The following is a 25303-nucleotide window of genomic DNA, read 5'->3' as shown; positions in this document are numbered from 1 at the left end:
CAAAAATGGTCAGTTTGACAGCACTCAAACGCCGTCCAAGTGGCCGGCACGGCTCGATTGACACCAAGTGCCGGCTCACTTAAAATTTAATGTTATTTATGCAAACGGGATAGCCACGTCTTCCGTTCGCGTCTAAGGAGGTTCTTTTAAATGGCGTTTTTCCCGGTTTTTCTATCGGTGGTTTTTGTAGTACGCAACCAGTCCGAACGAATTGAAGGAATCCTTGCACACGCGGCGGCCAAGATTGCGCCCCTGGTAAGCGACTACGAGCTCATCATTGTCGATAATGCATCCGACGACAACAGCGTCAGCAAGCTGAAAAACCTGACCGGCGAATCGGGCTTGCCAAACCTGCAAGTATATGCCCTGACCAAGGAAGTCGATGCCGACACCGCCTCCTGGGTCGGCCTGGAAAACGCGCTGGGCGACTTTGTCACCGTAATCGATCCCCTGGTCGACGATATCGGCTTCCTCCCCGAGATGCTGGACAAAGCCGTCAGCGGCGCCGACGTGGTGTTCGCGCGCAACGCACAGGCCCCGGTACACGGCCTGGCCTACCGCAGCGCCTTTGCGGTGTTCAACTCCCTCTACAAATGGTTTAACGGCATCCACCTGGCCAAGGATGCGCCGCAATACCGCGTGCTCAGCAAACGGGTGGTCAACTTCATCCTGCAACACCCGCAGCCTGCCATGACCTACCGCCACCTGCCCGCTACCGGTGGTTTCGCCCGCGAGTATCTTGAGTACAGCGCGCAGCCTACGTTACCGTCCTCGAAGAACTTGTGGGACAGCATCGACCGCGGCATGCGCCTGCTGGTGTCGACCACACGCGCGCCGATGCGCTTGGTGACTGCCTTATCCCTGTTTGGTGCCGTAGCCAACCTGGTCTACTCAGTCTATGTGGTCGCCATCGGCCTGTTCAAGACCTCGATCGCGCCGGGCTGGGTCAGTTTGTCGCTGCAGCAATCCGGCATGTTCTTCCTGATTTCGCTGGTGCTGCTGGTGCTCGGCGAATACATCCTGCACATGGCCAGCCTTTCCAATGAAGGGCCGCTGTATCACGTGGGCCAGGAATTCACCAGCGCCCGCCTGACCCAGCGCGAGAAACTCAATATCGAAGTGGTCGGCGCAACGCCGGCGGCAACTGCGGCGGCACACGCGGAACGAGTCGCTTGATGGCGGCGGCGGTACAGTACGACGCGGTCATCGTTGGCGGCGGTTTTTACGGCGCGGCCATTGCGATCTACCTGACCAGGCAGCGCGGCCTGCAGCGCGTGCTGCTGGTCGAACGCGAGACGGCACTGATGCAGCGGGCATCGTATCACAACCAGGCCCGTGTGCATAATGGCTACCACTATCCGCGCAGCTTCACCACCGCCTACCGCAGCCGCATCAACCTGCCAAGATTCGTGCGCGACTGGCCGCAAGTGGTCAAACAAGACTTCACCAAGCTGTATGCAATTGCGCGCCGCAACTCCAAAGTCACCACCAAGCAGTTCGAGCGGTTTTGCCGGGAAATCGGGGCGCCGATCCGCCCGGCTGACCCTGCCCTGCTGAACCTGTTCGAGCCGCGCCTGATCGAAGGCGTGTTCGAAGTCGAAGAATATGCCTTCGACTCAAGCAAGCTGGCAGCCTGGGCCAAGCGGGAACTCGAAGAATGCGCCGTCGAGCTGCGGTTCGAAACCCGCGTCATGGAGATTTCACGCGGCCCCGATCAAACCTCGAAAGTCAGGCTGGACGATCGCCACGGAATCAGCGAAGTGACGTGCGGCTATGTATTCAACTGCACGTACAGCGGGCTCAACCAATTTGCCGGCGATTTCCCTGGCACGCAAACGCGCTTGAAGCAGGAAATCACCGAGATGGCGCTGATGGATGTCCCGCCGGTACTCAAGGAACTGGGCATTACAGTCATGGACGGCCCGTTCTTCTCGATGATGCCGTTCCCGGCGCGCCAGCTGCATACACTGTCGCACGTACGTTATACGCCCCACTTGCACTGGGCCGATGCACCAAGCCTCGATCCGTACGGTAAGCTCAGCAACTACGCGCGCGCGACCCGTGTCGATCGTATGGTACGCGACGTGGCCCGCTACCTGCCAAGCATGGCACAGGCGCGCTACGCCGACTCGCTGTTCGAGGTGAAAACCGTCCTAGTCAAAAACGAAGGCGATGACGGCCGCCCTATCCTGTTCGAAAAACACGCCGAACTGCCAGGCTGCTACTCGGTACTCGGCGGCAAAATCGACAATATCTACGATGTGCTTGAAAAGCTCGACGCCGAACATTTTGTTCCCGCTGCGGGCACATCCGACCTAAGGAGTTCAGCATGACCAATGCACTTATCGGCCACAGCGGTTTCGTCGGCGGCACCCTGCTGCGCCAGACCACGTTCGGCGCACAATTCCGCTCCACCGACATTGACCAGATTGCCGGGCGCGAATTCGACACCCTGGTGTGCGCCGGCGCTCCGGCACAAAAATGGATCGCCAACCGCGACCCGGAAGCCGACCGCGCCAAGATCGATGGCCTGATCAACCACCTCAAGACCGTCCGCTGCAAGACCTTCATCCTCATCAGCACTGTCGACGTGTTCGGCGCTCCGCAGGGGGTCGACGAAGACTCCCCAGTGACGGAAGCCGGGCTGCACGCTTATGGCTTGAACCGGTATCGCCTTGAACAGTTTGTTGCCAGCCATTTCCCGAATCACCTGATTGTCCGCTTGCCAGGCCTGGTCGGTCCCGACCTGCGCAAGAATGTCATTTTCGACTTCCTGAACCAGAACAATGTGGGCGCGATCGATAGCCGCGGCGTTTTTCAGTTCTACCCAATGGTCAACCTCTGGTACGACATCCAGGTCGCACTGACAGCGGGGATCAAGCTGCTGCACCTGACCGCGGAACCGGTCAGCGTTGCCGACTTGTCCGAGCAAGGCTTCGGCGTGCCGTTTAACCAGCCTAAGGAAGGCGCTGCGGCCCGCTATGATATGCGCACCCGCCACGCTGCGCTGTTCGGCGGCAAGGAAGGCTATCAATACAGTGCGCGCGAGACCATCCAGGCAGTGCGCTCCTATGCACAGTCTGAACCGCGCACACTGCCGGCGGCCGGGGCTGCAGCATGAGGCTGTCCATTTCCAATATCGCGTGGGATACCGCTGAAGACGAGGCCGTCGCCGAACTGCTCAAGCGTTACGCGGTGGACGCCATCGACATCGCGCCCGGCAAATATTTTCCCGACCCAGCCAAGGCCAGCGAGGACGACATTGCTGTCGTACGCTCGTGGTGGTCGTCACGCGGCATCGAGCTGACTGGCATGCAAGCCCTGCTGTTCGGTACCAGCGGCCTGAATGTGTTCGGCGACGCAAGCTCGCAAGATGCCATGCTGGAGCACCTGGATGCGGTATGCCGCATCGGCGCGGGCCTGGGCGCCACGCGCCTGGTATTCGGTTCGCCAAAGAACCGTGATCGCAGCAGCTTGAGCGATGAACAGGCGCTGGCGGTGGCGGTACCGTTTTTCCGCCGCCTGGGCGCGATCGCGCAGGAGCGCGGCGTGACCATCTGCCTGGAACCCAATCCTAGCTGTTACGGCGCCAACTTCATGACCACCGCAGCGGAAACCGCGGCGGTGGTGCGCGCGGTTGCCCATCCTGCGGTCAAGATGCAGTTCGATACCGGCGCACTGACCATCAATGGCGAAGACCCGGCCCAGGTGCTGCGCGAGTACGCCGACCTGATCGGCCATCTTCATGCCAGCGAACGCAACCTTGTCACGCTGGGCGATGCCGATACCGATCACCATCGCATCGGACCGCTTCTTGCGGCGGCGCTCCCGGCCCATGTGGTGACCATCGAAATGGTGGCCAGCAACACGGAAGCACATATCGTGGCCATCGAGCGCGCGCTGCAGTGCGCGAGCAAGGCCTATCGCGATGGCATCACGGCACAAGGGCAGCAATGATCTGGCTTACCGTGCTTTTCGCCATTGTGCTCAATGCCCTGGCCAGCGTGATGCTGAAACTTGCCAGCCAGCCGCCGTTCCAGCTCCCGTCGCTGGCGCAGCCAATGACGTTCCTGACTAACTGGCCCCTGTTGGTTGGCCTGGTGTCGTATGGCCTCGCATTCGTCATGTATACGGTTGCCGTATCGCGCTTGCCGCTGGGTGTGGTGTATCCGGTACTGACTTCGGGTGCGATTGCGCTGGTGGTGCTGATTGCCTCCTTCTGGTTCAAGGAGCCAATGCATCCCTCGTCCATGCTCGGTGTTGTGCTGGTGCTGGCCGGCGTCGTCCTGATCACCCGTCAATAAGCATCTTTTTAATGGATTTGCCGTGACTTCTGCCCTTCCGAATGCCGCCCCTGCCTTATCCATCCTGATTCCTTGCTATAACGAGGAAGCCAGCATCGGTTCCACTGTCCGCGTGCTGGTCCAGGCGATGGACGCGGCGGCAATGTCGTATGAAATCCTGTGCGTGAACAACGCCAGCAAAGACAGCACCGAATCGGTGCTGCAAGGACTGTCCAGCGAATTCCCGCACGTGCGTTACGTTAATACGCCGCCGCTGGCCGGCTATGGCGTGGCAGTACGCTGGGGCTTGCAGCACTTTGCCGGCGACGCGGTGGTGATCGTCATGGCCGACGGTTCGGAGTCGCCGGAAGACATCCTGCGCTTTGCCGGCAAGATCGCCGAGGGCTACGACTGTGCGTTCGGCAGCCGCTTCCAGCCTGAGAGCGTGGTCGAAGGCTATCCGAAGTTCAAGATGCTGTTGAACCGCCTGGGCAACCGGCTGATTGGCTGGACCACCGGCTTCGACTACGACGACTTCACCAACGGGTTCAAATGCTACCGGCGCGAGGTGATCGATGCGATCCAGCCGCTGTACGGCGAAAAATTCAACCTGACCATCGAGATGTCGATCAATGCGACGATGACCAAGCCACGGATTGCGGTGGTGGCCAACTCGTGGCGCGACCGCAGCGAGGGCACCAGCAAATTTGACGTGCTGGGGCAATCCTCGCTATACCTGTTCACGCTCGGTTATTGCTGGCTGCGCCGCAAGATGCAGGGCAATAGCTGGGCAGATTTCAGCAAAGCCCTGTCCCGTCCTGCACGCACGCCTGCCGCTTATGACTAAGCCTTTGCCGGACAATCTGCCGCTGCAAGTGGTCGAACGCCACGGCTTTGGCAACTACCGCCACGCGATGCAAGCGTTGTACCGTCCTGAGCGCCTGCAGGATATCCTGACGCTGCCGGAACAGATGGCCAGCGTTCCCCTCCTCGCTTGTGGCTTGGGCAATAGTTATGGCGACGCCGCGTTCAACACCGGCGGCGTGCTGGCGAGCACCGAACGCATCAACCGCATGCTGTCGTTCGATCCTGAGCGCTCGGTCCTGCGCGCCGAGGCCGGTGTGACGGTGCTCGATGTCATGCGCGCCTTCGCGCCACGCGGCCTGACCTTGCCTGCCACGCCGGGACTGAGCAAGATTACCCTGGGCGGCTGCGCCGCGTTCGACATCCACTCGAAGAACCACTGGCTAGTCGGCGGCTTCGGGGAATCGGTGCTCGGCATGCAAATGCTACTGGCCGATGGCAGCCGCATCGAATGTTCGCGCCAGCACAACGCGGACCTGTTCCATGCAACGCTGGGTGGCATGGGCATGACAGGCATCATCCTGGAGCTGGAAGTCGCCTTGCATCCGCTGCCGGGCATGACGGCGGCCAACCGCTCGATCCCCTTCCAAGGCGTGCCCGCCCTGCTGGAACACATCGCCGAAGTACAAGCGCAGCCCGGCACCACCCACCTGGTGGCATGGCTGGACCTCCTGAACCAGCGCGAGGCCAGCGGTTATGTCATCGCCTCCAGCCTCGAGAACGGCCCGCAGGACCAGAGCATCTGGGACGACAAGAAAGCGCCCCCCCTTGGGCTGATCGCGCCATTTTTCAATCGCTGGTCAAACAAGGCCTTCAACCTGGCCTTCTCCATGAAACACCGGAGCCAGCCGTCCTCGAAAGCCGACCTGCGTTCCTTCCTGTTCCCATGGGATGCGCTGCCAAACTGGAACCTGCTTTATGGCCGCAAGGGCTTCGTCGAATACCAGTGCTGCCTGCCGTTCGAAGGCGCGCAAGTTTCGCTGGCGCGCGTACTCGACTACGTGCTCGCCAACAAGCAAAAATTCCCGGCTTATTTCGCTGCCATCAAGCGCGTGCGCGATGGCGCCGGCATGCTGTCCTTCCCGATCAACGGCTTCAGCGCCTTGTTTGACTTCCCGGTGTCGGACGGCTTGTGGGCATTCCTCGACCAACTGGATGAAATCGTCATTGCAGCCGGCGGCCGGGTCTACCTGGCCAAGGATGGCCGCGTTTCGGCCCAGGCCTACCACCGCATGTACCCGCGCATCGAAGAGTGGCAGCGCGTGCGCAGCACCTACGATCCCCGTAATCTGTTCGCGTCTGACATGGCCAGACGCCTTAACCTGGTGAGTAAAAATGGCTAATCGCATCCTCTTGCTTGGCGCAACTTCGACCATCATGCGCCAAGTGGCATTGAATCTGATCGGCAAAGACGACAAGGTGTGCCTGGCTGCCAGGAATACCGAAGAACTTGCCGTCATCGCCGCCGACCTGCGGATACGCACCGGTGCAGCCCTGATCACCACGCATAAATTCGATACCAGCGATTTCGCGACGCACCAGGAACTGGTGGAAACCGCGCAGCACGAACTTGGCGGGCTCGATATCGTGGTTGCCGGCACCGGCGCCCTGGGCGACCAGCTCAAGGCACGCCAATCGCTGGCCACGATCAAGGACATCATCGATTCCAATTATGTGGGGATTGCCACCACCTTCTCTGTGGCAGCCAATATCCTGGAGCAGCAAGGATCCGGTTGCCTGTGCGTGCTGTCCTCGGTGGCGGGCGACCGCGGCCGCCAGAGCAACTACTTGTATGGTTCGGCCAAGAGCGGCATGAGCGCCTTCATGCAAGGCTTGCGCAACCGCCTGGCCCCGGCCGGCGTGCGGGTGATTACCATCAAGCTGGGATTTATCGATACCAAGATGGTGGCAGGGAAGTCAGGCACGTTCCTGATGGCATCGCCAGAAGCTGCCGGCGCCCATATTGCTAAACGCGTGCGCGAAGGAGCGGACGTGGTGTACTTCCCGTTCTTCTGGCGCTACATCATGCTCATCATCCGGAATATCCCAGAGTTCATCTTCAAGCGCATGAAGCTGTAACCCAAAGACCTGAATAAAGATAACAGCCCTGATGTCTACTCCTCCGACCAGTCCGGCGCGCACTGCGCAAACCGGCGTCAACCGCAAACTCTTGACAGCACTTGCCTTGTTGGCAATCCTGGTGGGCGCGTATTTACGCTTTCACACCCTGGCCAGCATTGGCCTCTGGTCGGATGAATTGTTTACGGTTGCGGCGGCGCTCGATGTCGGCGCGGGTCATTCCTGGCTCAGCTACACGTCCAAGGTGATTCCAGAGCTGACCATGGACGACTCGTTCTTAACCTGGAAGGCAGCCGACAATACTCCGCCTTTGTTCGAATTGCTCCTGATCGTTTGGTCTAAGCTGTTCGGCGTATCTGACTTCGCGCTAAGGTCATTGCCGGCGGTGCTCGGCTCGTTGGCCCCGCTCGTGTTCTATTTCGGTTTGCGCAGGCCACTCGGCGCCCTGCCGGCACTACTGGGCGCAATTTGTTTCTGCGTCGCCCCGGCCGCCATTACTTTGTCGCAAGAGGTGCGGGCGTATATGTTGACAATGCTTCTGTCGACCATCGCAGTAATCTTGCTGATCAACCGCGTGCTGGCGGAAAACTCCGGATCCGAAGCCGAGAAAGCGGCCTTGCCTTCGTTCTGGCTGGACGTAGTCGTCTACATTCTGCTGGGTTATTCGCATTACACTGGCTTGTTTACCTACGGCCTGCTTTCCGCAGTCTATTTCTTTCTGGTCATTGTCCCCCGCAAGCGCTATTCCCACTTTTTCAAGCTGCTGTTGGTGCCTTTCGCGATCGCGCCATGGTTCGCACTAAGCTGGAAGGCGTTCCGCTTCACCAGTCAGGGTGGCCTGGCCTGGACCACCTATAGCACCAGCGACATCCTGGGCATGATGTTTCCGAAGACCCTCGATTTCTTCCTCGCCGGCGCCGGCCCACTCCTGCTGGCCGTTTGGTTGTCCGCCTTCATCTGCGCCCTGTGCGGCCGTGACGAGGGTGGCCGCTGGTTTCTTTCCAGCGCTAGTATCAAGCAAAGTCTGCAGCGAAAGAAAGCTCTTCTGGCGCTAATGCTGATCGCGGTCATCGCCCTGCAATTCGGCTATAGCGTTTACAACTCCTTCCATGCGCGCATGTGGCACCCGCGCTACTTTGCAGCTTCATTGCCGATCTTGCTGGTCTCGTTTGCCTTGCTGTTTTCCGCCATGCGCCCCGGTAAGCTGATTGCGACGGCGATCACCGCAGTCTTTGTCTGTTTCAGCCTGCTCGGCCTGAAGCCGTACTACGCCCAGCACTCCCAGCCAGGCGAGGAATATGACGCTTCTGCGGCATATGTTTCCAAGATCGCCGAGCCCAATCACGTGGTGCTGTTGGGCTGGGCCGCCAATGCGGCCTTTTACAACCACTATCTGAAGCAGTACCCACTTGCAGGAGGCCAAGCGTTCAAGTTGCTGCCGGTGTCAACACCTCAAGACACGTCCGACTTCTGCGCCGCTATTCGTCCGGACGGCAAACAAGTGATTGTGCTTCAGCACAACGGCATGCAATACGCTGAACAGCTCGCATCGTGCCCGTCATTGACGCTGATTCAGCGACAAGGCTTTCAAGGCTTAAACGTGACGACCTACCGCGCCCACAGCGCGAAGAGCGCACCGTAATCGTTTGACAAACCGGCGGAAGAATAGGACGATGAAATTGGGTTGGGCCAAGGCTTTGGCAAACCCAACAGTGTCATAAGAAACAAAATGGCCGCCCTTCGGGCGGCCATTTTTACGCAGGTGCGGGCGCTTTCATTTCGCGCCCAGCATTGGGTTACACAGCTGGACTCATGCAGTCTACGAAAGGGCCCCCACGGCTTTTTTCGGTAACGCCAACTTCCCCTTCAGTTTCAACGCCGGTTGCTCTACCAGTTTCCAGGACACGATGGCAAGGCCGATAGTTATCACGGATGACAGAATCAGCATCTGATATGGCTTTAGCGGCGGCATCATGTACGCAAGCGTTTGCTGCACAGGGAAGGCGTAGATATACAGGCCGAACGAGATATCCCCCCAGCGGTCCAAAGACGGCAGATTCAGCTTTGGATGAATGGCAACCAGGAGCACCAGGTAAGAGAAGAATACCGACTTGATAAACAGCGAGAAGGCGTAATTGCGGGTGATATAAGTCAGCACAGCCAATCCCAGCAGCCCAGCGAATCCTAAGCTGATCCGGCGACGGTTGACGTAGAAGAAAGTGCCAAGCAAGAACAGCAGGCCAAGGTGGGCGTGGCGCGGATCAGCCGCCATGAAAAACGTACCGGCGGGTGCCTGGGCATAGACCAGGCAAGTCAGCAGGAACAGGGCGTTGAAGACATATGCACGCCACAGCAGGGACAAGGCGCCCAGCACCGCCACCCAGAAATACATTCGCACTTCGATCGGTAGCGTCCACAGCGAGCCGTTCACGGAGCCAGGGAAAGGATTTGCTGTGAAAACGCCCGGCAGTTCAAACTGAATGCCAGCCACCAGGAACAGGTTATTCTTCAAATAGCCAACCGTCGCGGGCGACTTGAAATATGCAGCCACCGGCTCGCTCGTCACGCAAGCACCGATCAGAATGCAGAAAATCAAAGCCACCGCCAAACCTGGAAGAATGCGCAGCAGGCGGGCTTCGACGAATACCCAGAAATTTCTGCGTTGTACGTAACTGGCGCAAATCAGGAATCCGCTGATCACAAAGAACATGTCTACTGCAATGCTGGGCAAACTTTCGCCCCAACGCGGAATCAGCATATTGCTGATCGGATCCTCGCCGATTTTAAGTCCGCCCGACAGCACATAAGAGTGGCCGTACAAGACCGCGAAGGCGGCCAGAAAGCGCATCAGCGTGAAATTGTTCAGCCGCAGGTTCAGGCAATTTTGGATCGACAAATGATTCATGTTAGGACTTGATAGTGATATCGTGCATCGGGCTGCGGCTCAGCGAGCGCTTGACTGCGCGCTTGAGACCGTACGGCACCGCCGAGCTGGCCCAGCGCAGCGACGGATGGGTATGCAAACGCCATAAGCCGCGCAGCACCGCGTGGCGCCAGCCAGTCTTGTTCAATGGTCCGCGCACGATGTGCGCCGCATCGAATTCGAACGATGGCTTGCCGCTGACCGGCGGCTTGAGCGCGCGCGCCAGCAGGGGCAGGTAGTCGCGGGCGTAGAATTCCACTTGCGATTGGTCGCCCTGGAACACCGGTGCGCTGACGGTGCCGGCCTCAAGTGCAGTAATGAAGTCGCCGATGTGGCGATAAAGTTGGGCCACCGGCTCCATATGATCGAACAACGCAGCGCTGGCGCGGCCGGACAGGCGCTCGGGGAAGGCGCCCAAGTTCGGCGCCATGATCGGCAAGCCCGATGCCAGTGCATGGCTCAGCGTATAGCTGTAGGTTTCCGGCCACTGCGCCGGGAACAGGATCAGGTCGACCCCATGCTGCGCGATCAGCGCCGACAAGTCCTCCACCTTGTAAGGTCCCGTGGTCTCGACTGCGTTCAACTGGCGGTACGAATAGCCAATCAGCTTGAAGGTAAAGCGGGCACCCTGGCTCTGCGCCATTTCCGCCAGCTTTTCGAGCACGTCAGCGCCTTTTTCGCGACCGACGGCACCCAATACGCCGACCACGTAATGCTGCTTGGCGCTCAGCTGGCGCGGTGCTTGCCGCACGTTCAGGTGCGGCTCCACGTGCGGTGCCACGACAGCATGCTTGAACTGGTACATGTCGCCGAACAAGGTACGGGTGGCGTTGGTCGGAAAGATCACGCAGTCGGCCTGCTCGATCAGGGGCCGCAACTGTTCGCGCCATTGCGCCGCCGTGACGCCTGCCGGCAGTGGATACAGCGGATTGTGCTGATCTTCCACATAGTGTCCGGGGAAGCGGCCGTCGGCCGCGGTCAGCGTGGGGTTGGCGTTGAGCCAAAAGTAGTCGTGCGCGGTCAGCAGCGTGGTCGCCCCCAGCTCGCGGGACAGGTTTTGCAGCACCGGATCGAGGTTATACGTATGGTGGTAGTGCACCGCACTGATGCCCACCTGCTCGAGCAACTTGCGCAGCTTGGCGTAATCGGCCGGCATGTCGAACAGCAGCTTGTCGGTCAGCTTGCACGAGCGCAGGCTCAGGCTCACGACGGCTGGACCATCCTGTGGGGCCAGCACCAGGTGTGCCGCGCCCTGGTCGAAATCCCCTGCCAGTTCTTCAATGTGCTGGCCGACCCCGCCGCCGGAACCGTGCGAGACGTGCAAAACCTTTGGCAAGGCCAGGGTCGCCAGCAGCTGCAGGTAGCGTTCGACGCGTGCCGAACGGACCGGGTCGCGCTGGATGAAGGCCTGGACGTCGGCGTGATAATTCGGGTGCAGGCTGTCGAGCACGCCCATGGCGCGATCGACCAGCGCTTGCTTGTCAGTGGAGAAGCTGACGCCACCTTCATGGAAGGCATACATATTGGGCGACAGGAGGTTGAGCCAACCGGCCTTGATGGCGCGCTGGCACAGGTCGTTTTCTTCACCATAACCACGGCCAAACTTCTCGGTATTCAGATAACCGATCTGGTCCAGGCAGGCGCGGCGGATGAACATGCAGAAACCGATACCGGTCGGCGCCGAGACGCACGGCAAGTGCGACTGGCGGAACACGGCGTCGATCGTGTGCACGTCGAGATTGAAGGCCTGCGGATTCTCTTCCAGGAAGTTGGGGAAACTGCAGATGGTGGCATTGTTCGAGAACGGCGTGACGGTCGCCACGCGCGGGTGCGAGTATGCCTCGGCCTGCAAACGTTCCAGCCAGTCGGCCGGCACGATCACATCGCTGTTGAGCAGCACCACGTCTTGCGCAGGGAAATGAGCCATGCCGCGGTTGACGGTCCCCACGAAGCCCAGGTTGACCGGGTTTTCCAGCACTTCGAAGCGGCCGGGCCAGACTGCCACCAGCGATTCGAGCATCGCTTGCATACCCTGGTCCGGGCTGCCGTCATTGATGGCCAGCAGTATGGCGCCTTCCATTGCCAGCACGCCCGGCATGGCGGCCTCGATGCAGCGGCGCGTCATGTCGATGCCGCGGTACACCGGCAGAATCACCGACACCGTATGGGTTGGCGCAATCGGATCCGGAATCACGATGTCGGCCGGCGCAGCAGCAGGCGCCTGCGCTTCGGCTGGCGCCGCAGCAAGCGGCGCCTGGCCATCTTTTTTCAAGCCAAGCATCTTCTGGAACGGGTCCGCGGCACCTGCGATGTCGCCGCGCAGCACGCGTCCGACCCAGCGGTAAGGCTTGGTCAACCACCAGGAGCGGGAATTAATGATGCTCACAAATGCGGCTTCGCGCTGGCGCAGCATTTCACGCAGATGGCCATTTTCCGCGTCGCGGCTGTTGACGTTGTGACGCAGCTCAGCCAGCGGGCCGGCCTGTTCGGTGAGCAGACGCTGCAGTTCGCCGACCGCCACGTCACGTTCGCCGATCACATGCAGCTGGGCTTGCACTGTCGCATCGCGTTCGCCGACCACTTGCAGCAGGGTTTGTGCTTGCTGGTCGCGCTGGGCAATGAGATCTTGCGCGTACAGTAATTGGGCATCGCGCTCTGCCATGGCTTGCGTCAACTGTTGCAACTGCATCGCCCCTTCGCCGACACCTTGCTGGAGCCCGGCGATAGTCTTGTCGCGCTCACCGATGATATAGCGCAGGTGTTCGACTTCCGTCACCCGCTCCTTGATAGCCTGGGCCAGGGTCTGCATCGGCAGCTGGTTGTGGCGGCCCCAGTCGGCAAACAGCGACGCCGGGCGGCCGGTGACCGCCTGCTGGATGTCAGCCTCGATGGCAATATACCGGGCATAGTCGGCATCCTGCAATGACAGTCCCAGCTCCGCCAGCACAGCATCGATGAATTGCTGGCGCGTGACGCCATCGGCCTGCTGTGCCGGGCGGCCAATGCGCGTCATGGAATTGATCAGGGCCAGCAGGGAGCGGAACAGCAAGTGTCCGACCTCGATCGGCAGTTCCAGCTGCCATTCGGTGTCGATCAGTGCCGGACTGCCATCGGCACGCACCACGATGTTCTGCGGAATAACATCAAAGAAGCGCCCCGGCAGCTCCGCATACGGCGAAGCGAGCGGGCTGCCGTCCTCGGGTAACGCGCCGAACTGCGCCAGGATGCGGATATAGCGCTGGATAAACGCCGCCACCTGCGGGTAGGTCCAGCCGTCGTGCATGACAATGCGCATGAACTCCAGCGTCAGCACCTTGCCCAAGGCATACTCGTCCGATTCAGGCACCGTGAACTTCATCGCCGACAGCCCGGCCTGCCCGGACGCTGCGCCCAGGCGGTGGTAGCGTACTTGCACCGGCGCGTCGCCGCTGCGCACAAAGCGGGTTTCCTTGCAATACTCAGGCACCCGGTCGACGCTGTAATGATAGGCCAGGACATCGGGTTCAACCGCTTTCGCCCCTTGCGGCGTCGCCACCACCAGGAAGGAGTTGGCCATATCCATGCCCAGCCCGTTGGCGATCACTTCGGGGTAAGCCAGTTCCATCGAGAAGTTGCTCAGCGCCGGCATTTGCGGATCGCGCCGCGCGCTTTGCCAGGCCAGGGCGGCGGCATCGAAGCCGGCATCGGCAAAACCTTGCTCGGTGATGATGGACACCGGCAGCTTGTAGTCGGGATAAGGGGCCAGGAATTCCGCCGGCGAGAAACCGGCGTTGACCAGCAGTCGGCCCAGCACTTCACGGCCGAAGGTTTGCGGCTGGTCCGAGCGGTAGCGGCCTTCGATGCCGATCATCGCATGGCCCAGGTGGTCTTCCGGCGCACCGGCGAAATACTTCAGGCCAAGCTGGTTTTCGATCGCAATGATCAGGCGGCCACCCGGCTTGAGCAGGCTGCGCACGCGCTGCAGCATCTGCAGCGGCGGATGCGCGCCGGCGGTGAACATGTTTGCATACTCCAGCACGCCGATCAGGGTGATCACATCGAACTGATGCCCGCACTTGAACTGGTCGAATTTCTCGCTGAGCACGGTCACGTTTTCAAGCTCGCGCGTCCGCGCGCGCGCAATCGAGGCACGGCGTGGGCTGCCTTCCAGCGCCAGCACGTTGGCGCCGGCTTCGCCCATGTAGCGCGTGATGGCGCCGCAACCGGCGCCGATTTCCAGCACGTCGGCGCCGCGCAGCAGCGTGCCGAACGGGCGCATCAGGTTGGCGCGCAAGCTGCCCAGGTGGTACAGCGAGGGCCAGTCGATGCAGTGCTGGCGCAGCTCGGGCGAGAGCACCGAGACGTCGCTGACCAGGCGAATGGCGCGCGCGATGCGCTGCTCCACCTCGTCGCCGTCACTGTAGGCGATGCCGCCAAAACCGGGGGCAATCCAGATGTCATGCTCCGTATTGAGTGCATAGCCCGCACGTTCCAATAATGCCCTCATGCCACAACCTCTTTCGCCATCATATTAAGTTCCAGATCTACCAGGCCGAACATCACCGTATTCGGGCCTACCTGCAAATGTATTGAATCGTAGCGGCGGTCGTGCGGAACGGCTTCTTCGCCCTCTTTCGACGCAATGCCCAACGAAATGAAATAGTCGCCCGGCGCCAGCCGGCACACGAACGCGGCATCGGCCTGCATCACCGAGCCGCTGCGCCCCAGTTCATGGAAGGGCGCGCATTCCAGCGTTTCCGAGTTGACGCCATACACCGTCACGCCTTCCTTGGTCTTGATCGTGATGCCAAGGATGGGGCGGTAAAACTGCGCATGAAACTTGACCGTGACCGACAGCCTGATCTGCTGGCCGGTCGCCACCACCGTTGGATACGGCACGCCATCGGCGGCCAGGTGGAAGTCCAGGATGCTGGCGGTGCCATCCCCCCAGCGGTACTCATGCGGATTGTAGCCATGGCGCGTGGCGAACACATCGTCGCTGCGGCTCAGGCCAAGCTCGCTGTTGGCGGCCGCGGACGGCGCGATCGTCTCCGGCGTGCCGGCAGCGGCCTCCGGCTGTGCCTGCTTTTCCTTGCCGAACAAGAGGTCTAGATAACGGTTGACCACCTGCTTCGGCTTGCCCGTTTCCAGTTGCACGCCCTGGTTCAGCAGGATCGCCTTGGTGCAGTGCGTCACGATCTGCTCGCTCGAATGGGTGACCAGCAAGATGCTGGTGCCGTTGTCTTTCAGTTGGCGCAGGCGATCGAAGCACTTGGCCTGGAATTTGGCGTCGCCCACCGACAAGGCCTCATCGACAATCAGGATGTCCGGGTCGATCTGCGACTGTACCGCGAAGGCCAGGCGCACCGTCATGCCGCTGGAATACGTCTTGATCGGCTGGTCCATGAAGCTGCCGATATCGGCAAAGGCGGCAATGCGGTCGAAGCGCTCGTCGATCTCGGCTGGCGTCAAGCCCAGCACGGCTGCGTTCATGTAGACATTTTCGCGCCCGGTGAACTCGGGATTGAAACCGGACCCGAGCTCGAGCATGGCGGCGATGCGGCCGCGCGTTTCCACCTGGCCGCCGGTCGGCGACAGCGTGCCGCAAATGATTTGCAGCAGCGTCGACTTGCCGGAGCCGTTGCGGCCGATAATGCCGACCGTCTCGCCCTGCTTGACCTCGAACGACACATCGCGCAAGGCCCAGAACTCGCGGAAATACTGGCGCGCCGGCGCGCCGCCGCGCTGCAGGCGCGGCAGGACGAATTGCTTGAGGCGGTCACGCGGGCTGTCGTAAATCTCGTAACGCTTGCTCAGATTGCTGACGCGGATCGTCGTGTTATCAGAGGACATCGGCAAAACCTTTCCGGGTCTTCTGGAACCACGCAAAACCGGCCCACGCCACCAGGACGGCCGCCAGCATATAAATGCCCAGGCCCAGCCAGTCAGGCTGATGGCCCCAAATCAACACCTCACGCGCCTGTTCGATGATGAAGGTCAGCGGATTGGCCATGATGATGGCGCGGAAATCCACCGGCACCGCCGTAATCGGGTAAAACACCGGCGACAGGAACATCAGCAGCGTGGTGACGATGACGATGGTCTGGCCGACGTCGCGCAGGAACACGCCGAGCGAGGCCAGGATCCAGGCCAGGCCGGTGGTCAGCACCACCAGCGGCAACAAGACCAGCGGCAGGAATAGCGCGGTCCAGTGGATATAGCCGTTGAACAGCGCGAAGGCCGCCAGCAGCACGGCCAGGCTCACCATGCCATGGAACAGGGTCGCCGCCATGGTGACGACCGGCATGATCTCGAGCGGGAACACCACCTTCTTGACGTAGTTGACGTTCGACAGGATCAGGCCGGGTGCGCGATTCAGCACTTCGCTGAACAGGCTGAGCACGATCATGCCGACAAACAGCACCAGCGCGAACAAGGTCTTGCTATCGTTGCCGCCGATGCCGCCCCAGCGCGATTTGAAAATCTCCGAGAAGACGAAGGTGTATACCAACAGCATCAATACCGGATTGAAGAACGACCAGGCCAGGCCCATGGCCGAACCCTGGTAGCGTCCGATCACATCGCGCCGGGTCAGTTGCAGGATCAGGGCGCGGTTGCGCCACAGGCTGCCGGCCAGGGCGCGCGGGGAAGTCGGTTGGGAAGCATGCGGGTTGATTGCCGCTAATTCATGACTCACGCAAAACACTCCGCTTCGGCCAGCAGCTTGCCCTGCTGGTCTTTGGCCGACAAGGCCGGTGCTTCGGATAATGGCCAGGCGATGGCCAGCGCCGGATCGTTCCAGGCCAGGCTGCGCTCGAATTCAGGCGCCCAGTAATCGGTGGTCTTGTACAGGAATTCGGCGCTTTCGGACAGCACCACGAAGCCGTGGGCGAAGCCTTCCGGTATCCAGAACATGCGCTTGTTCTCGGCCGACAGTTCGACGCCGACGTGCTGGCCGAACGTCGGCGAGCTGCGGCGCAGGTCGACCGCGACGTCATACACCGTGCCCTGCACCACGCGCACCAGCTTGCCTTGCGCCTGCTGGATCTGGTAATGCAGGCCGCGCAGCACGTGGCGCGCCGAACAGCTGTGGTTATCCTGCACGAACGCGACCTCTCGCCCGATCAGTTCGTTGAAGCGGCGCTGGTTGAAGCTCTCGTAGAAAAAACCGCGCGCATCGCCGAACACTTTCGGCTCGATGATCTTCAGGTCCGGGATGGCGGTGGGGATCAGGTTCATGGACGCACGCCCTCTTTGGCCAGGCGCAGCAGGTATTGTCCATAGCCGTTCTTGGCCAGCGGCTTGGCCAGCTCGACCAGTCGGTCGGCATCGATGAAGCCCTTGCGGTAGGCGATTTCTTCCGGGCAGGCTACTTTCAAGCCCTGGCGGTGTTCGATGGTCTGGATGAAGTTGCTCGCTTCGATCAGGCTCTCGTGGGTACCGGTATCGAGCCAGGCGTAGCCGCGGCCCATGATTTCCACGTCGAGCTGCTGGCGTTCCAGGTAAATGCGGTTCAGGTCCGTAATCTCGAGCTCGCCGCGCGCGGACGGCTTCAAGCCGGCGGCGATGTCGACCACCTGGTTATCGTAGAAATACAGGCCGGTGACAGCGTAATTGCTCTTCGGGACAGCCGGTTTTTCCTCCAGGCTCAGGGCCTTACCGCTGGCATCGAAATCGACCACGCCATAACGCTCGGGATCGGTCACATGATAGGCGAACACGGTGGCGCCATCCGTTTTGGCATTGGCCTTCTCGAGCTGGGCCGGCAGGTCATGGCCATAGAAAATATTATCGCCCAGCACCAGCGCGCTCGGCGCACCGCCGAGGAAGTCCTTGCCGATAATGAAAGCCTGCGCCAGGCCGTCCGGGCTCGGCTGCACGGCATATTCGATGTTCAGGCCCCAATCGGCGCCATCGCCCAGCAATTGTTGGAAACGCGGCGTATCCTGCGGGGTCGAGATGATCAGGATGTCATTGATACCGGCCAGCATCAGTGTGCTGAGCGGGTAATAAATCATCGGCTTGTCGTAAATCGGCAGCAGCTGTTTCGACACTGCTTTGGTGACCGGATAGAGCCGGGTGCCGGAGCCGCCGGCCAGGATGATGCCTTTGCGTTTTAACATGATTATTTTTCGATAAATTCAGTGAGCATCCGTTCGACACCGGTCTGCCATGGCGGCATCACCAGGCCGAAAGCGGATTGCAGTTTGTCGGTCGCCAGGCGCGAATTCCGCGGGCGCGCTGCCGGCGTCGGAAATGCATCGCTGCCGACGGCAACGATGGCCTCAGGCGCCACCTTGATGGCCAGGCCCGCCTGGCGGGCTTGATCAATCACGAAGCGGGCATAGCCATGCCAGGACGTGGCGCCGCTGGCTGCCAGATGATAGACACCGCCGAGTTCCGGACGGCGCACCGTAGCCCGTACGGCATGCGCCGTGACATCGGCGATCAGCTCGGCGGCGGTGGGCGCACCGACCTGGTCGTCCACCACCGACAACTTGTCGCGTTCGCCGGCCAGGCGCAGCATGGTTTTGGCGAAATTGCCGCCGCGGGCCGCATAGACCCAGCTGGTGCGGAATATCAGGTGGCGGCAAGCGCTGGCGACGATGGCTTGCTCGCCTTCGAGTTTGGTCTGGCCGTAGACGTTGAGCGGGCCGGTGGCGGCGTCTTCCGGCCAGGCGGCCTCGCCCGAGCCGTTGAACACGTAGTCGGTCGAATAGTGCACCAGCAAGGCGCCCAGGCGCGCCGCTTCCTGTGCCAGCACGGCCGGACCGGTCGCATTGACGGCGCGGCACGCTGCCGCTTCGCTCTCAGCCTTGTCGACCGCCGTGTAGGCGCCGGCATTGACGATGACGTCGGGCGCCACGGCACGCACCGTGGCGGCCAGGCCTGCGGCATCGCCCAGGTTGCCGCACAAGTCCCGGCTGCCGCTGCCGAGCGCGATCAGTTCGCCTAGCGGCGCCAGGCTGCGCTGGAGCTCCCAGCCGACCTGTCCGTTCTTGCCCAGCAAAAGGATCTTCATGCCTGGCGCTCGAGATAGTTCTTCTCGACCCAGGCGCGGTACGCGCCGGATTGAACGTTGGCAACCCAGTTCGAGTTGTCCAGGTACCACTGCACCGTTTTGCGGATGCCGCTATCGAAGGTTTCGGCTGGCTTCCAGCCCAGTTCACGCTCGATCTTGCTGGCGTCGATGGCGTAGCGGCGGTCATGGCCCGGACGGTCGGTCACATAGGTGATCTGGCTGCTGTAGCTGGCGCCGTCGGTACGCGGACGCAGGCCGTCCAGCAGCGCGCAGACGGTATGCACGATTTCCAGGTTCGGTTTTTCGTTCCAGCCACCCACGTTGTATACCTCGCCCGGCTTGCCCGCTGCCAGCACGCGGCGGATCGCACTGCAGTGGTCCTTCACGTACAGCCAGTCGCGCACCTGCTGGCCGTCGCCATACACCGGCAGCGGCTTGCCGGCCAGGGCATTGACGATCATCAGCGGAATTAGTTTTTCCGGGAAATGGTAAGGGCCATAGTTGTTCGAGCAATTGGTGGTCAGTACCGGCAAGCCGTAGGTATGGTGGTAGGAACGCACCAGGTGGTCGCTGGCAGCCTTGCTGGCCGAGTACGGGCTGTTCGGCTCGTAGCGGTGGGTTTCGGTGAAGGCAGGATCGTCCTTGCCCAGCGAACCGTATACCTCGTCGGTCGAAACGTGCAGGAACCGGAAATTGGTCTTATCCTCGCCTTCCAGCGCGCCCCAATAGGCGCGCACGGCCTCGAGCAGGTGGAAAGTGCCGACGATATTGGTCTGGATGAAAGCTTCCGGGCCATGGATCGAGCGGTCGACATGGCTTTCGGCGGCAAAATTGACCACCGCGCGCGGCTTGTGCTCAGCCAGCAGGCGCGCCACCAAGGCACTGTCGCCGATGTCGCCTTGCACGAAGATGTGGCGCGCATCGCCGTCGAGCGCAGCAAGCGTCTCCCGGTTGCCGGCATAGCTCAGGATGTCCAGGTTGACCAAGGCTTCATCCGATTGCGCCAGCCAGTCCAGCACAAAATTGGCCCCGATAAAGCCTGCACCACCCGTTACTAATATCATCGTGACTTCCTTTAATACAAGTTATTACAAGTTATTAATTAGCTTCTACCGTTCAGGCAAACGGGAATTTTACCGCATATGAGAAAGGCAACCCCGGCAATTTGACCCGTGCACAACATCTGAAACACATCTTACATTTGCGCTTACTTAACTATTTGGCTTTCGCCTTGCGTGGAATAAGACGCGCATATAGACCAGGGAAAGGAAAAACTTAGCGGCACTTTGCAGGTGCCACCACATGAAACGCAATTGCCGGTGGCTGTCGCGCTGGGCCTGGTGAATCACGCGCGCGTGCTTGCACACCAGGATATGGCAGCCCGCCAAGCGGGCCCGTGCCCCAAACTCGACATCTTCAAAGTACAGGAAGTAAGCGTCATTGAAGCCGCCGAGGCGCTGATAAGTTTCATGCGCCACCATCACGAACATGCCGGCCACCCAATCCGGCTGCAGGGTATCGCCATCCTGCCTGAGGGTATCCGGCACGATCGAACGCCCCAGCAAGCGGCACAGCAAGCGCTTGGACAGGCCGTACGGCGTCGGGAAATTACGCGCGCTGTCTTCGACCTGGCCTTGCGTATCGAGGATCACCGGGGCACAGATATTCAGGCTGTCTTGTTCAGCCAGCTTCAACAGCGGGCCAAAGGGATCTTCCCGCAACTCGATATCGGGATTGAGGATGACGAAATAGTCGCCATTACTTTCCCGAAAGGCCGCATTGTGGTTGGCGCCAAACCCTTTCGGCGCCGGATTTTGCAGCAAGCGGACCGGATAAGGCAGGGCGTCGAGCGCCACCGGCTCCGGCTCCGGCAGGTTGAGGGTCAGGATGACTTCAAAATCGCTTCGACCGAGTCCCGCCAGTTGTTGCAGCAGCGTCGCCACGTGGGCGCGATGACCGTGACTGACGATCGAGAGGGTTAACTTTTTACGCATGTGTCCATAGTACCCGGCCTGTGCCCAAGGCCCAGTCAAGCCAGGTGAAAGTGTCGTGATCGCGGCCGTGGTGGGTGGCCCTTTTGATCAGGTCCCCGATTCAGCCCGCAGGCATTGCCACTTGCCGGGGCCGAACGGGGTGGCGCCACTGGAAGCGCCGGAGCGGCCAATCCAAGCCGCCGCCAGGATTTCAATACTTCGATGTTTATCCAGCAGTCACCGCGTGGTGCTGACGCTGCTCCAGCCAAGCGGAAAACTCGGCGCCGATTTCTTCGTGATGCGAGCCCAGGTCTACCGTGGCTTGCAAAAAGCCCAGTTTGCTGCCGCAATCATAGCGCGCGCCTTTATAGCGATAAGCAAACACTTTTTCGCGGCGCAGCAGGTTTGCAATGCCATCGGTCAGCTGGATTTCACCGCCAACGCCGCGCGGCAGGTTTTCCAGTTCCTTGAAAATCCCTGGCGTCAGGATATAGCGGCCGGCAACGGCGAGGGTGGTCGGCGCTGCTTCCGGACTTGGTTTTTCAACAATACCCGTCACATTGACGATGTCTTGTCCCACATCTTCAGCGCTGACGATCCCATAACGCTTGGTCTCTTCACGCGGAACATTCTGCACAGCAAGAATACTTGCCCGCCACTCGGCAAACTGCTCGACCATCTGCGCCATGATCGACGGTTTGCCGACCATCAGGTCGTCGGCCAGCAGGACCGCGAAGGGCTCGTTGCCGACCAACTCCTTGGCGCACAACACAGCGTGGCCGAGCCCCAGGGCGCGGGGCTGGCGCACATAGGTGCACACCATATCCTCCGGCGCGATGCTGCGCGCAATGTTCAGCAAGGCGGTTTTGCCTGCCAGTTCCAGCTCGTTTTCCAGCTCGTAGGCGGTATCAAAATGGTCTTCCACGCTGCGCTTGGTACGGCCAGTCACGAAAATCATGTGGCGGATCCCGGCGGCATAAGCTTCCTCGACCGCATATTGGATCAGCGGCTTATCCACGACCGGCAGCATTTCCTTGGCAGATGCCTTGGTGGCGGGCAGGAAACGGGTTCCTAGTCCCGCGATCGGAAATACAGCTTTTTTGATTTGACTCATTACTAGAGATTCCCCAATGAATTAACTGCCAATATGCGTGCAAAATTGGCCGACATTCTAACATTTAGCGAACCCTCTCCCCAAAACCGGTCAATTGTCCTGTCAGGCGAAGCCGTCTGGATTCTGCTTTTGCCAGTTCCAATGGTCGCGGCACATGGCCGCCAGGTCGCGCTGCGCGGTCCATCCCAAATCACGCGCCGCCCGGGCCGGATCGGCGTAGCACGCCGCCACATCACCGGCACGCCGCGGGGAAATCCGGTACGGGACGGCCTGCCCGCTGGCCTGTTCGAAGGCCTTGACCACCTCCAGGACGCTATAGCCGATGCCGGTGCCGAGGTTGACTTCCGTACATTGAGGCAGCTTCAGCCGCTCCAGTGCGCGCAAATGCCCGTGCGCCAGGTCGACCACGTGGATATAGTCGCGTACGCCGGTACCGTCGTGCGTGGCATAGTCGTTACCCCAGACGTTCAGGTACTCGCGGCGCCCAACCGCCACCTGGGCCACATAAGGCATCAGGTTGTTGGGCACACCCTGCGGGTCTTCACCGATCAATCCGCTCTCGTGGGCGCCAACCGGGTTGAAATAGCGCAGGATGGCGATGCGCCAAGCCGGATCGGCGCGGTATACATCGCGCAACATGTCTTCGATGAAGAGTTTGCTGCGGCCGTAGGGATTGGTGACCGACAAAGGATGGCCTTCGGTCAGGGGCAGGTGCTGCGGCTCGCCATACACGGTGGCCGAGGAACTGAACACCAGGGTGCGCACACCGCAGTTCTGCATCGCAGACAGCAGGCGATGCGTGCCAATCACGTTGCAATCGTAGTAAGCCAGCGGATTGGCGACCGACTCGCCCACCGCTTTCAAGCCGGCAAAGTGGATGACAGCTTCGCAGCGGTGCTGGCGCAAAGCCGCTTCGAGCGCAGCCTGATCGCGAATATCACCTTCGACCAGGACAGGTTTTCGGCCGCTGATACGCGCGATGCGCGCCAGCGCTTCGGGCCGGCTATTGCTGAAGTTATCGAATATTACGATCTCATGCCCTGCGGCGAGCAGCTCGACGCAAGTGTGAGAGCCGATATAACCCGCCCCGCCCGTTACGAAAATGCTCATCAGAATACCTTTACTTTCAATCAAGGGAATATACGGTGCCGCGGCTGCGTCCGGAAACATTACCAAAATTATCATACAGCATCGATGCACGGCGCCCCTGTCCACTCTCGCGTTATACTCGCCGCATGATGCCCCTGGCCGCCTTCCCTGCATGCTGCAGCGCTGCCTCCCTTGATGGGAGCGCATCGCGCCCGCCTGTCATCACCTGGCTTTCCTAGGCTCGGTGGGACCCGGGCCGGACTGCTGCGGCAGCCGCCTCCCCGCCGAGCCGCCCGCTGCTCCCCATGCAGAACCGAAACCAGGAGAACGTTCAATGAAGCCCCACATCACCATTTCCACCCTTGACGCCGAGCGCATAGAGTCGCTGGCCGGCGTAGGCTCCGCCTTGCTCGAAGAATTGGCGCGCGCCGACATCCTGGCGCCGCAGCACATGCCGCCGGACGTCGTGACCATGAACTCCACCGTCCGCTTTGAAATCGACGGCACGGACCAAGTACGCTGCCTGACGCTGGCCTACCCGAAGGACATGGCCCGGCAGCCGGATGCCATTTCGATCCTGACCCCGATCGGCGCTGCCCTGCTGGGCTTGTCGGTCGGCGACAGCATCAGCTGGCCGCGCCCCGATGGCCAGCTGTCGCGGGTACGCCTGCTGGAAGTGCCGTACCAGCCCGAGCGGGCTGGCGAGTATTTCCGCTGATCCAGCCGGCCGAGTTCAAGTCGCTGCCGCCTTGCGCACCGCTTTGGCGGCATACATGGCCTGATCGGCATGGCGCATCAGCTGGTCGATCACTTCCCCGTGTTCGGGATAGAGGGCGATGCCGATGCTGGCGTGCGGCTGCAGGGTGCGGGCGGCCAGCACCAGGGGCGTGGCAATCACCTGCTGGATCTTGTTGGCCAGGGCCCGGGCCTGGGCGTGGTCGGCCACGTTTTCCAGCAAGGCGACAAATTCGTCGCCGCCGATGCGCGCCACCGTATCGGCTTCGCGCACGCAGGAAGTGATGCGGCGCGCAATGGCATGCAACAGCTGGTCGCCGACCACATGCCCGTGCTGGTCGTTGACCTGCTTGAAGTCGTCCAGGTCGATGAACAGCAAGGCGCCGCGTGACTGGCCGCGCCGGCAGCGCGCGATGGCGGACAGGATGCGGTCCTGGAACAGGCGCCGGTTCGGCAGGCCGGTCAACTCGTCGTAGCGCGCGGCGTGGGCCAGGTCGGCGTGCAGCGCCAGCCTTTCGATCACGGCGCCGGCCTGGCCGGCGGTAAATTCCAGCAAATCGATATCGCTGGCCGACAGCGCGCCATGGCGCCCCAGGTCCAGCCGCATTTCCCCGAAGGCGATGCCGGAGGCCGACAGGCTGACGTGGTGCCAGCCCGCCGCCTCCGGCGCGGCCGTGCCCGGCGGCGCGCTGGCATAGGCCAGGCGTTCGCCGGGCTGCAGCACCACCACCATGCCGCGCAGCGGCAGCAAGCCTTGCAGGATGCGGTCGAAAGCACTGAACAGCTCGGGCAGCGTTTCGGCGCCATGGGCGGCCGTGGCCAGCGCCAGCATGCCGGCCTGGCGCTGCTCGGCAAGTTTGCGCTCGCTGATGTCGCGCGCCACGCCGATGCGCAAGCGGTCTTGCGGCGACCAGCGCGCGGTCCACATGATGTGGGCCACGCTGCCGTCCTTGCGCAGGTAGCGGTTTTCGAAACCGAGGCCCGGGCGGCCGTTCAGCACATGTCCCATTTCCGCCACAGTACGGGCCTTGTCGTCGGGATGGATGAAGTCGAGGATCATGCGGCCGATCATTTGTTCCGGCGCATAGCCAAAGATCGCCCGGCAGGCCGGATTGACGAACACGATGCGTCCACCCTCGTCCACCATGAAGACGGCATCCAGTAACAGTTCCGGCAAGCGCGCTAGTGCATCGGTCATCGACCGAGCATACCGCAAAACCAGCCCCCGGCGGTGGCCACGGC

At 61.2% G+C, this 25303-nt stretch carries 22 protein-coding genes; 10 read left to right on the top strand and 12 right to left on the bottom strand.

Annotated elements, in window-relative coordinates:
* Positions 1–150: 150 nt before the first annotated feature.
* From BM269_RS15735 to BM269_RS15695, 9 genes are read left to right on the top strand one after another with little or no spacing between them, the layout of a single operon-like run.
* Positions 151–1176, top strand: coding sequence for a glycosyltransferase (locus BM269_RS15735; protein WP_090438493.1), 1026 nt, complete (start codon positions 151–153; stop codon positions 1174–1176).
* Positions 1176–2333 carry an NAD(P)/FAD-dependent oxidoreductase gene (locus BM269_RS15730; protein WP_090438491.1) on the top strand — a complete coding sequence of 386 codons (1158 nt, stop codon included), beginning with the start codon at positions 1176–1178 and terminating at the stop codon, positions 2331–2333. The genes BM269_RS15735 and BM269_RS15730 overlap by 1 nt, the downstream gene beginning before the upstream one ends.
* A complete protein-coding gene (locus BM269_RS15725; protein ID WP_090438488.1) occupies positions 2330–3121 on the top strand; it encodes an NAD-dependent epimerase/dehydratase family protein in 792 nt (263 codons plus the stop codon). The genes BM269_RS15730 and BM269_RS15725 overlap by 4 nt, the downstream gene beginning before the upstream one ends.
* Entirely contained in the window at positions 3118–3957 is an 840-nt protein-coding gene (locus tag BM269_RS15720) for a sugar phosphate isomerase/epimerase family protein (protein WP_090438484.1), read from the top strand. The genes BM269_RS15725 and BM269_RS15720 overlap by 4 nt, the downstream gene beginning before the upstream one ends.
* Positions 3954–4304: a DMT family transporter gene (locus tag BM269_RS15715; protein ID WP_090438481.1), complete on the top strand. Its 351-nt coding sequence runs from the start codon at positions 3954–3956 to the stop codon at positions 4302–4304. The genes BM269_RS15720 and BM269_RS15715 overlap by 4 nt, the downstream gene beginning before the upstream one ends.
* 22 nt (positions 4305–4326) lie before the next feature.
* On the top strand, positions 4327–5130 hold the full coding sequence (locus tag BM269_RS15710; protein WP_090438478.1) for a glycosyltransferase family 2 protein: 804 nt from the start codon (positions 4327–4329) through the stop codon (positions 5128–5130).
* Positions 5123–6490 (top strand): FAD-binding oxidoreductase, encoded by a 1368-nt coding sequence (locus BM269_RS15705; protein WP_090438475.1) that lies wholly within the window; start codon positions 5123–5125, stop codon positions 6488–6490. The genes BM269_RS15710 and BM269_RS15705 overlap by 8 nt, the downstream gene beginning before the upstream one ends.
* Entirely contained in the window at positions 6483–7226 is a 744-nt protein-coding gene (locus BM269_RS15700; protein WP_090438472.1) for an SDR family NAD(P)-dependent oxidoreductase, read from the top strand. Before BM269_RS15705 ends, BM269_RS15700 begins: the two co-directional genes overlap by 8 nt.
* Positions 7227–7257: 31 nt before the next feature.
* On the top strand, positions 7258–8868 hold the full coding sequence (locus BM269_RS15695) for a glycosyltransferase family 39 protein (protein ID WP_090438469.1): 1611 nt from the start codon (positions 7258–7260) through the stop codon (positions 8866–8868).
* 177 nt (positions 8869–9045) lie between these two features.
* Here the strand turns inward: BM269_RS15695 and BM269_RS15690 are convergent, their stop codons facing one another.
* From BM269_RS15690 to galE, 11 genes are all read right to left on the bottom strand, one after another.
* Positions 9046–10131 (bottom strand): acyltransferase family protein, encoded by a 1086-nt coding sequence (locus tag BM269_RS15690; protein ID WP_090438466.1) that lies wholly within the window; start codon positions 10129–10131, stop codon positions 9046–9048.
* A gap of 1 nt (position 10132) precedes the next feature.
* A complete protein-coding gene (locus BM269_RS15685) occupies positions 10133–14635 on the bottom strand; it encodes a methyltransferase (protein WP_090438464.1) in 4503 nt (1500 codons plus the stop codon).
* Complete coding sequence (locus BM269_RS15680; RefSeq protein ID WP_090438461.1) at positions 14632–15981, bottom strand: ABC transporter ATP-binding protein; 1350 nt, start codon at positions 15979–15981, stop codon at positions 14632–14634. Before BM269_RS15680 ends, BM269_RS15685 begins: the two co-directional genes overlap by 4 nt.
* Complete coding sequence (locus BM269_RS15675) at positions 15971–16825, bottom strand: ABC transporter permease (protein ID WP_229204668.1); 855 nt, start codon at positions 16823–16825, stop codon at positions 15971–15973. Before BM269_RS15675 ends, BM269_RS15680 begins: the two co-directional genes overlap by 11 nt.
* Entirely contained in the window at positions 16822–17367 is a 546-nt protein-coding gene (rfbC, locus tag BM269_RS15670) for a dTDP-4-dehydrorhamnose 3,5-epimerase (protein WP_090438458.1), read from the bottom strand. The genes BM269_RS15675 and rfbC overlap by 4 nt, the downstream gene beginning before the upstream one ends.
* Positions 17364–18251, bottom strand: a complete 888-nt coding sequence (rfbA, locus tag BM269_RS15665; protein WP_090438456.1) for a glucose-1-phosphate thymidylyltransferase RfbA — start codon at positions 18249–18251, stop codon at positions 17364–17366. Before rfbA ends, rfbC begins: the two co-directional genes overlap by 4 nt.
* 2 nt (positions 18252–18253) lie before the next feature.
* Positions 18254–19150, bottom strand: coding sequence for a dTDP-4-dehydrorhamnose reductase (gene rfbD / locus BM269_RS15660; RefSeq protein ID WP_090438453.1), 897 nt, complete (start codon positions 19148–19150; stop codon positions 18254–18256).
* A complete protein-coding gene (rfbB, locus tag BM269_RS15655) occupies positions 19147–20214 on the bottom strand; it encodes a dTDP-glucose 4,6-dehydratase (RefSeq protein ID WP_090438450.1) in 1068 nt (355 codons plus the stop codon). Before rfbB ends, rfbD begins: the two co-directional genes overlap by 4 nt.
* 147 nt (positions 20215–20361) lie before the next feature.
* Positions 20362–21144: a glycosyltransferase family 2 protein gene (locus BM269_RS15650; RefSeq protein ID WP_090438447.1), complete on the bottom strand. Its 783-nt coding sequence runs from the start codon at positions 21142–21144 to the stop codon at positions 20362–20364.
* Between the two features lie 205 nt (positions 21145–21349).
* Positions 21350–22237 (bottom strand): UTP--glucose-1-phosphate uridylyltransferase GalU, encoded by an 888-nt coding sequence (gene galU / locus BM269_RS15645; protein WP_090438444.1) that lies wholly within the window; start codon positions 22235–22237, stop codon positions 21350–21352.
* A 102-nt stretch (positions 22238–22339) separates the two neighbouring features.
* On the bottom strand, positions 22340–23347 hold the full coding sequence (gene galE, locus BM269_RS15640; RefSeq protein ID WP_090438441.1) for a UDP-glucose 4-epimerase GalE: 1008 nt from the start codon (positions 23345–23347) through the stop codon (positions 22340–22342).
* Positions 23348–23660: 313 nt separating this feature from the next.
* On the opposite strand from galE, the gene rnk reads away from it, so the two are divergent.
* Positions 23661–24044: a nucleoside diphosphate kinase regulator gene (rnk, locus tag BM269_RS15635; RefSeq protein ID WP_090438438.1), complete on the top strand. Its 384-nt coding sequence runs from the start codon at positions 23661–23663 to the stop codon at positions 24042–24044.
* A gap of 15 nt (positions 24045–24059) precedes the next feature.
* Here rnk and BM269_RS15630 read toward each other — a convergent pair whose 3' ends face one another.
* Positions 24060–25259, bottom strand: a complete 1200-nt coding sequence (locus BM269_RS15630) for a diguanylate cyclase domain-containing protein (RefSeq protein ID WP_090438435.1) — start codon at positions 25257–25259, stop codon at positions 24060–24062.
* Positions 25260–25303 lie beyond the last annotated feature (44 nt).

Source organism: Duganella sp. CF458 (genome assembly GCF_900113115.1).
Classification (GTDB): Bacteria; Pseudomonadota; Gammaproteobacteria; order Burkholderiales; family Burkholderiaceae_D; genus Rugamonas.
This window is presented reverse-complemented; position numbering and strand designations above follow the sequence as displayed.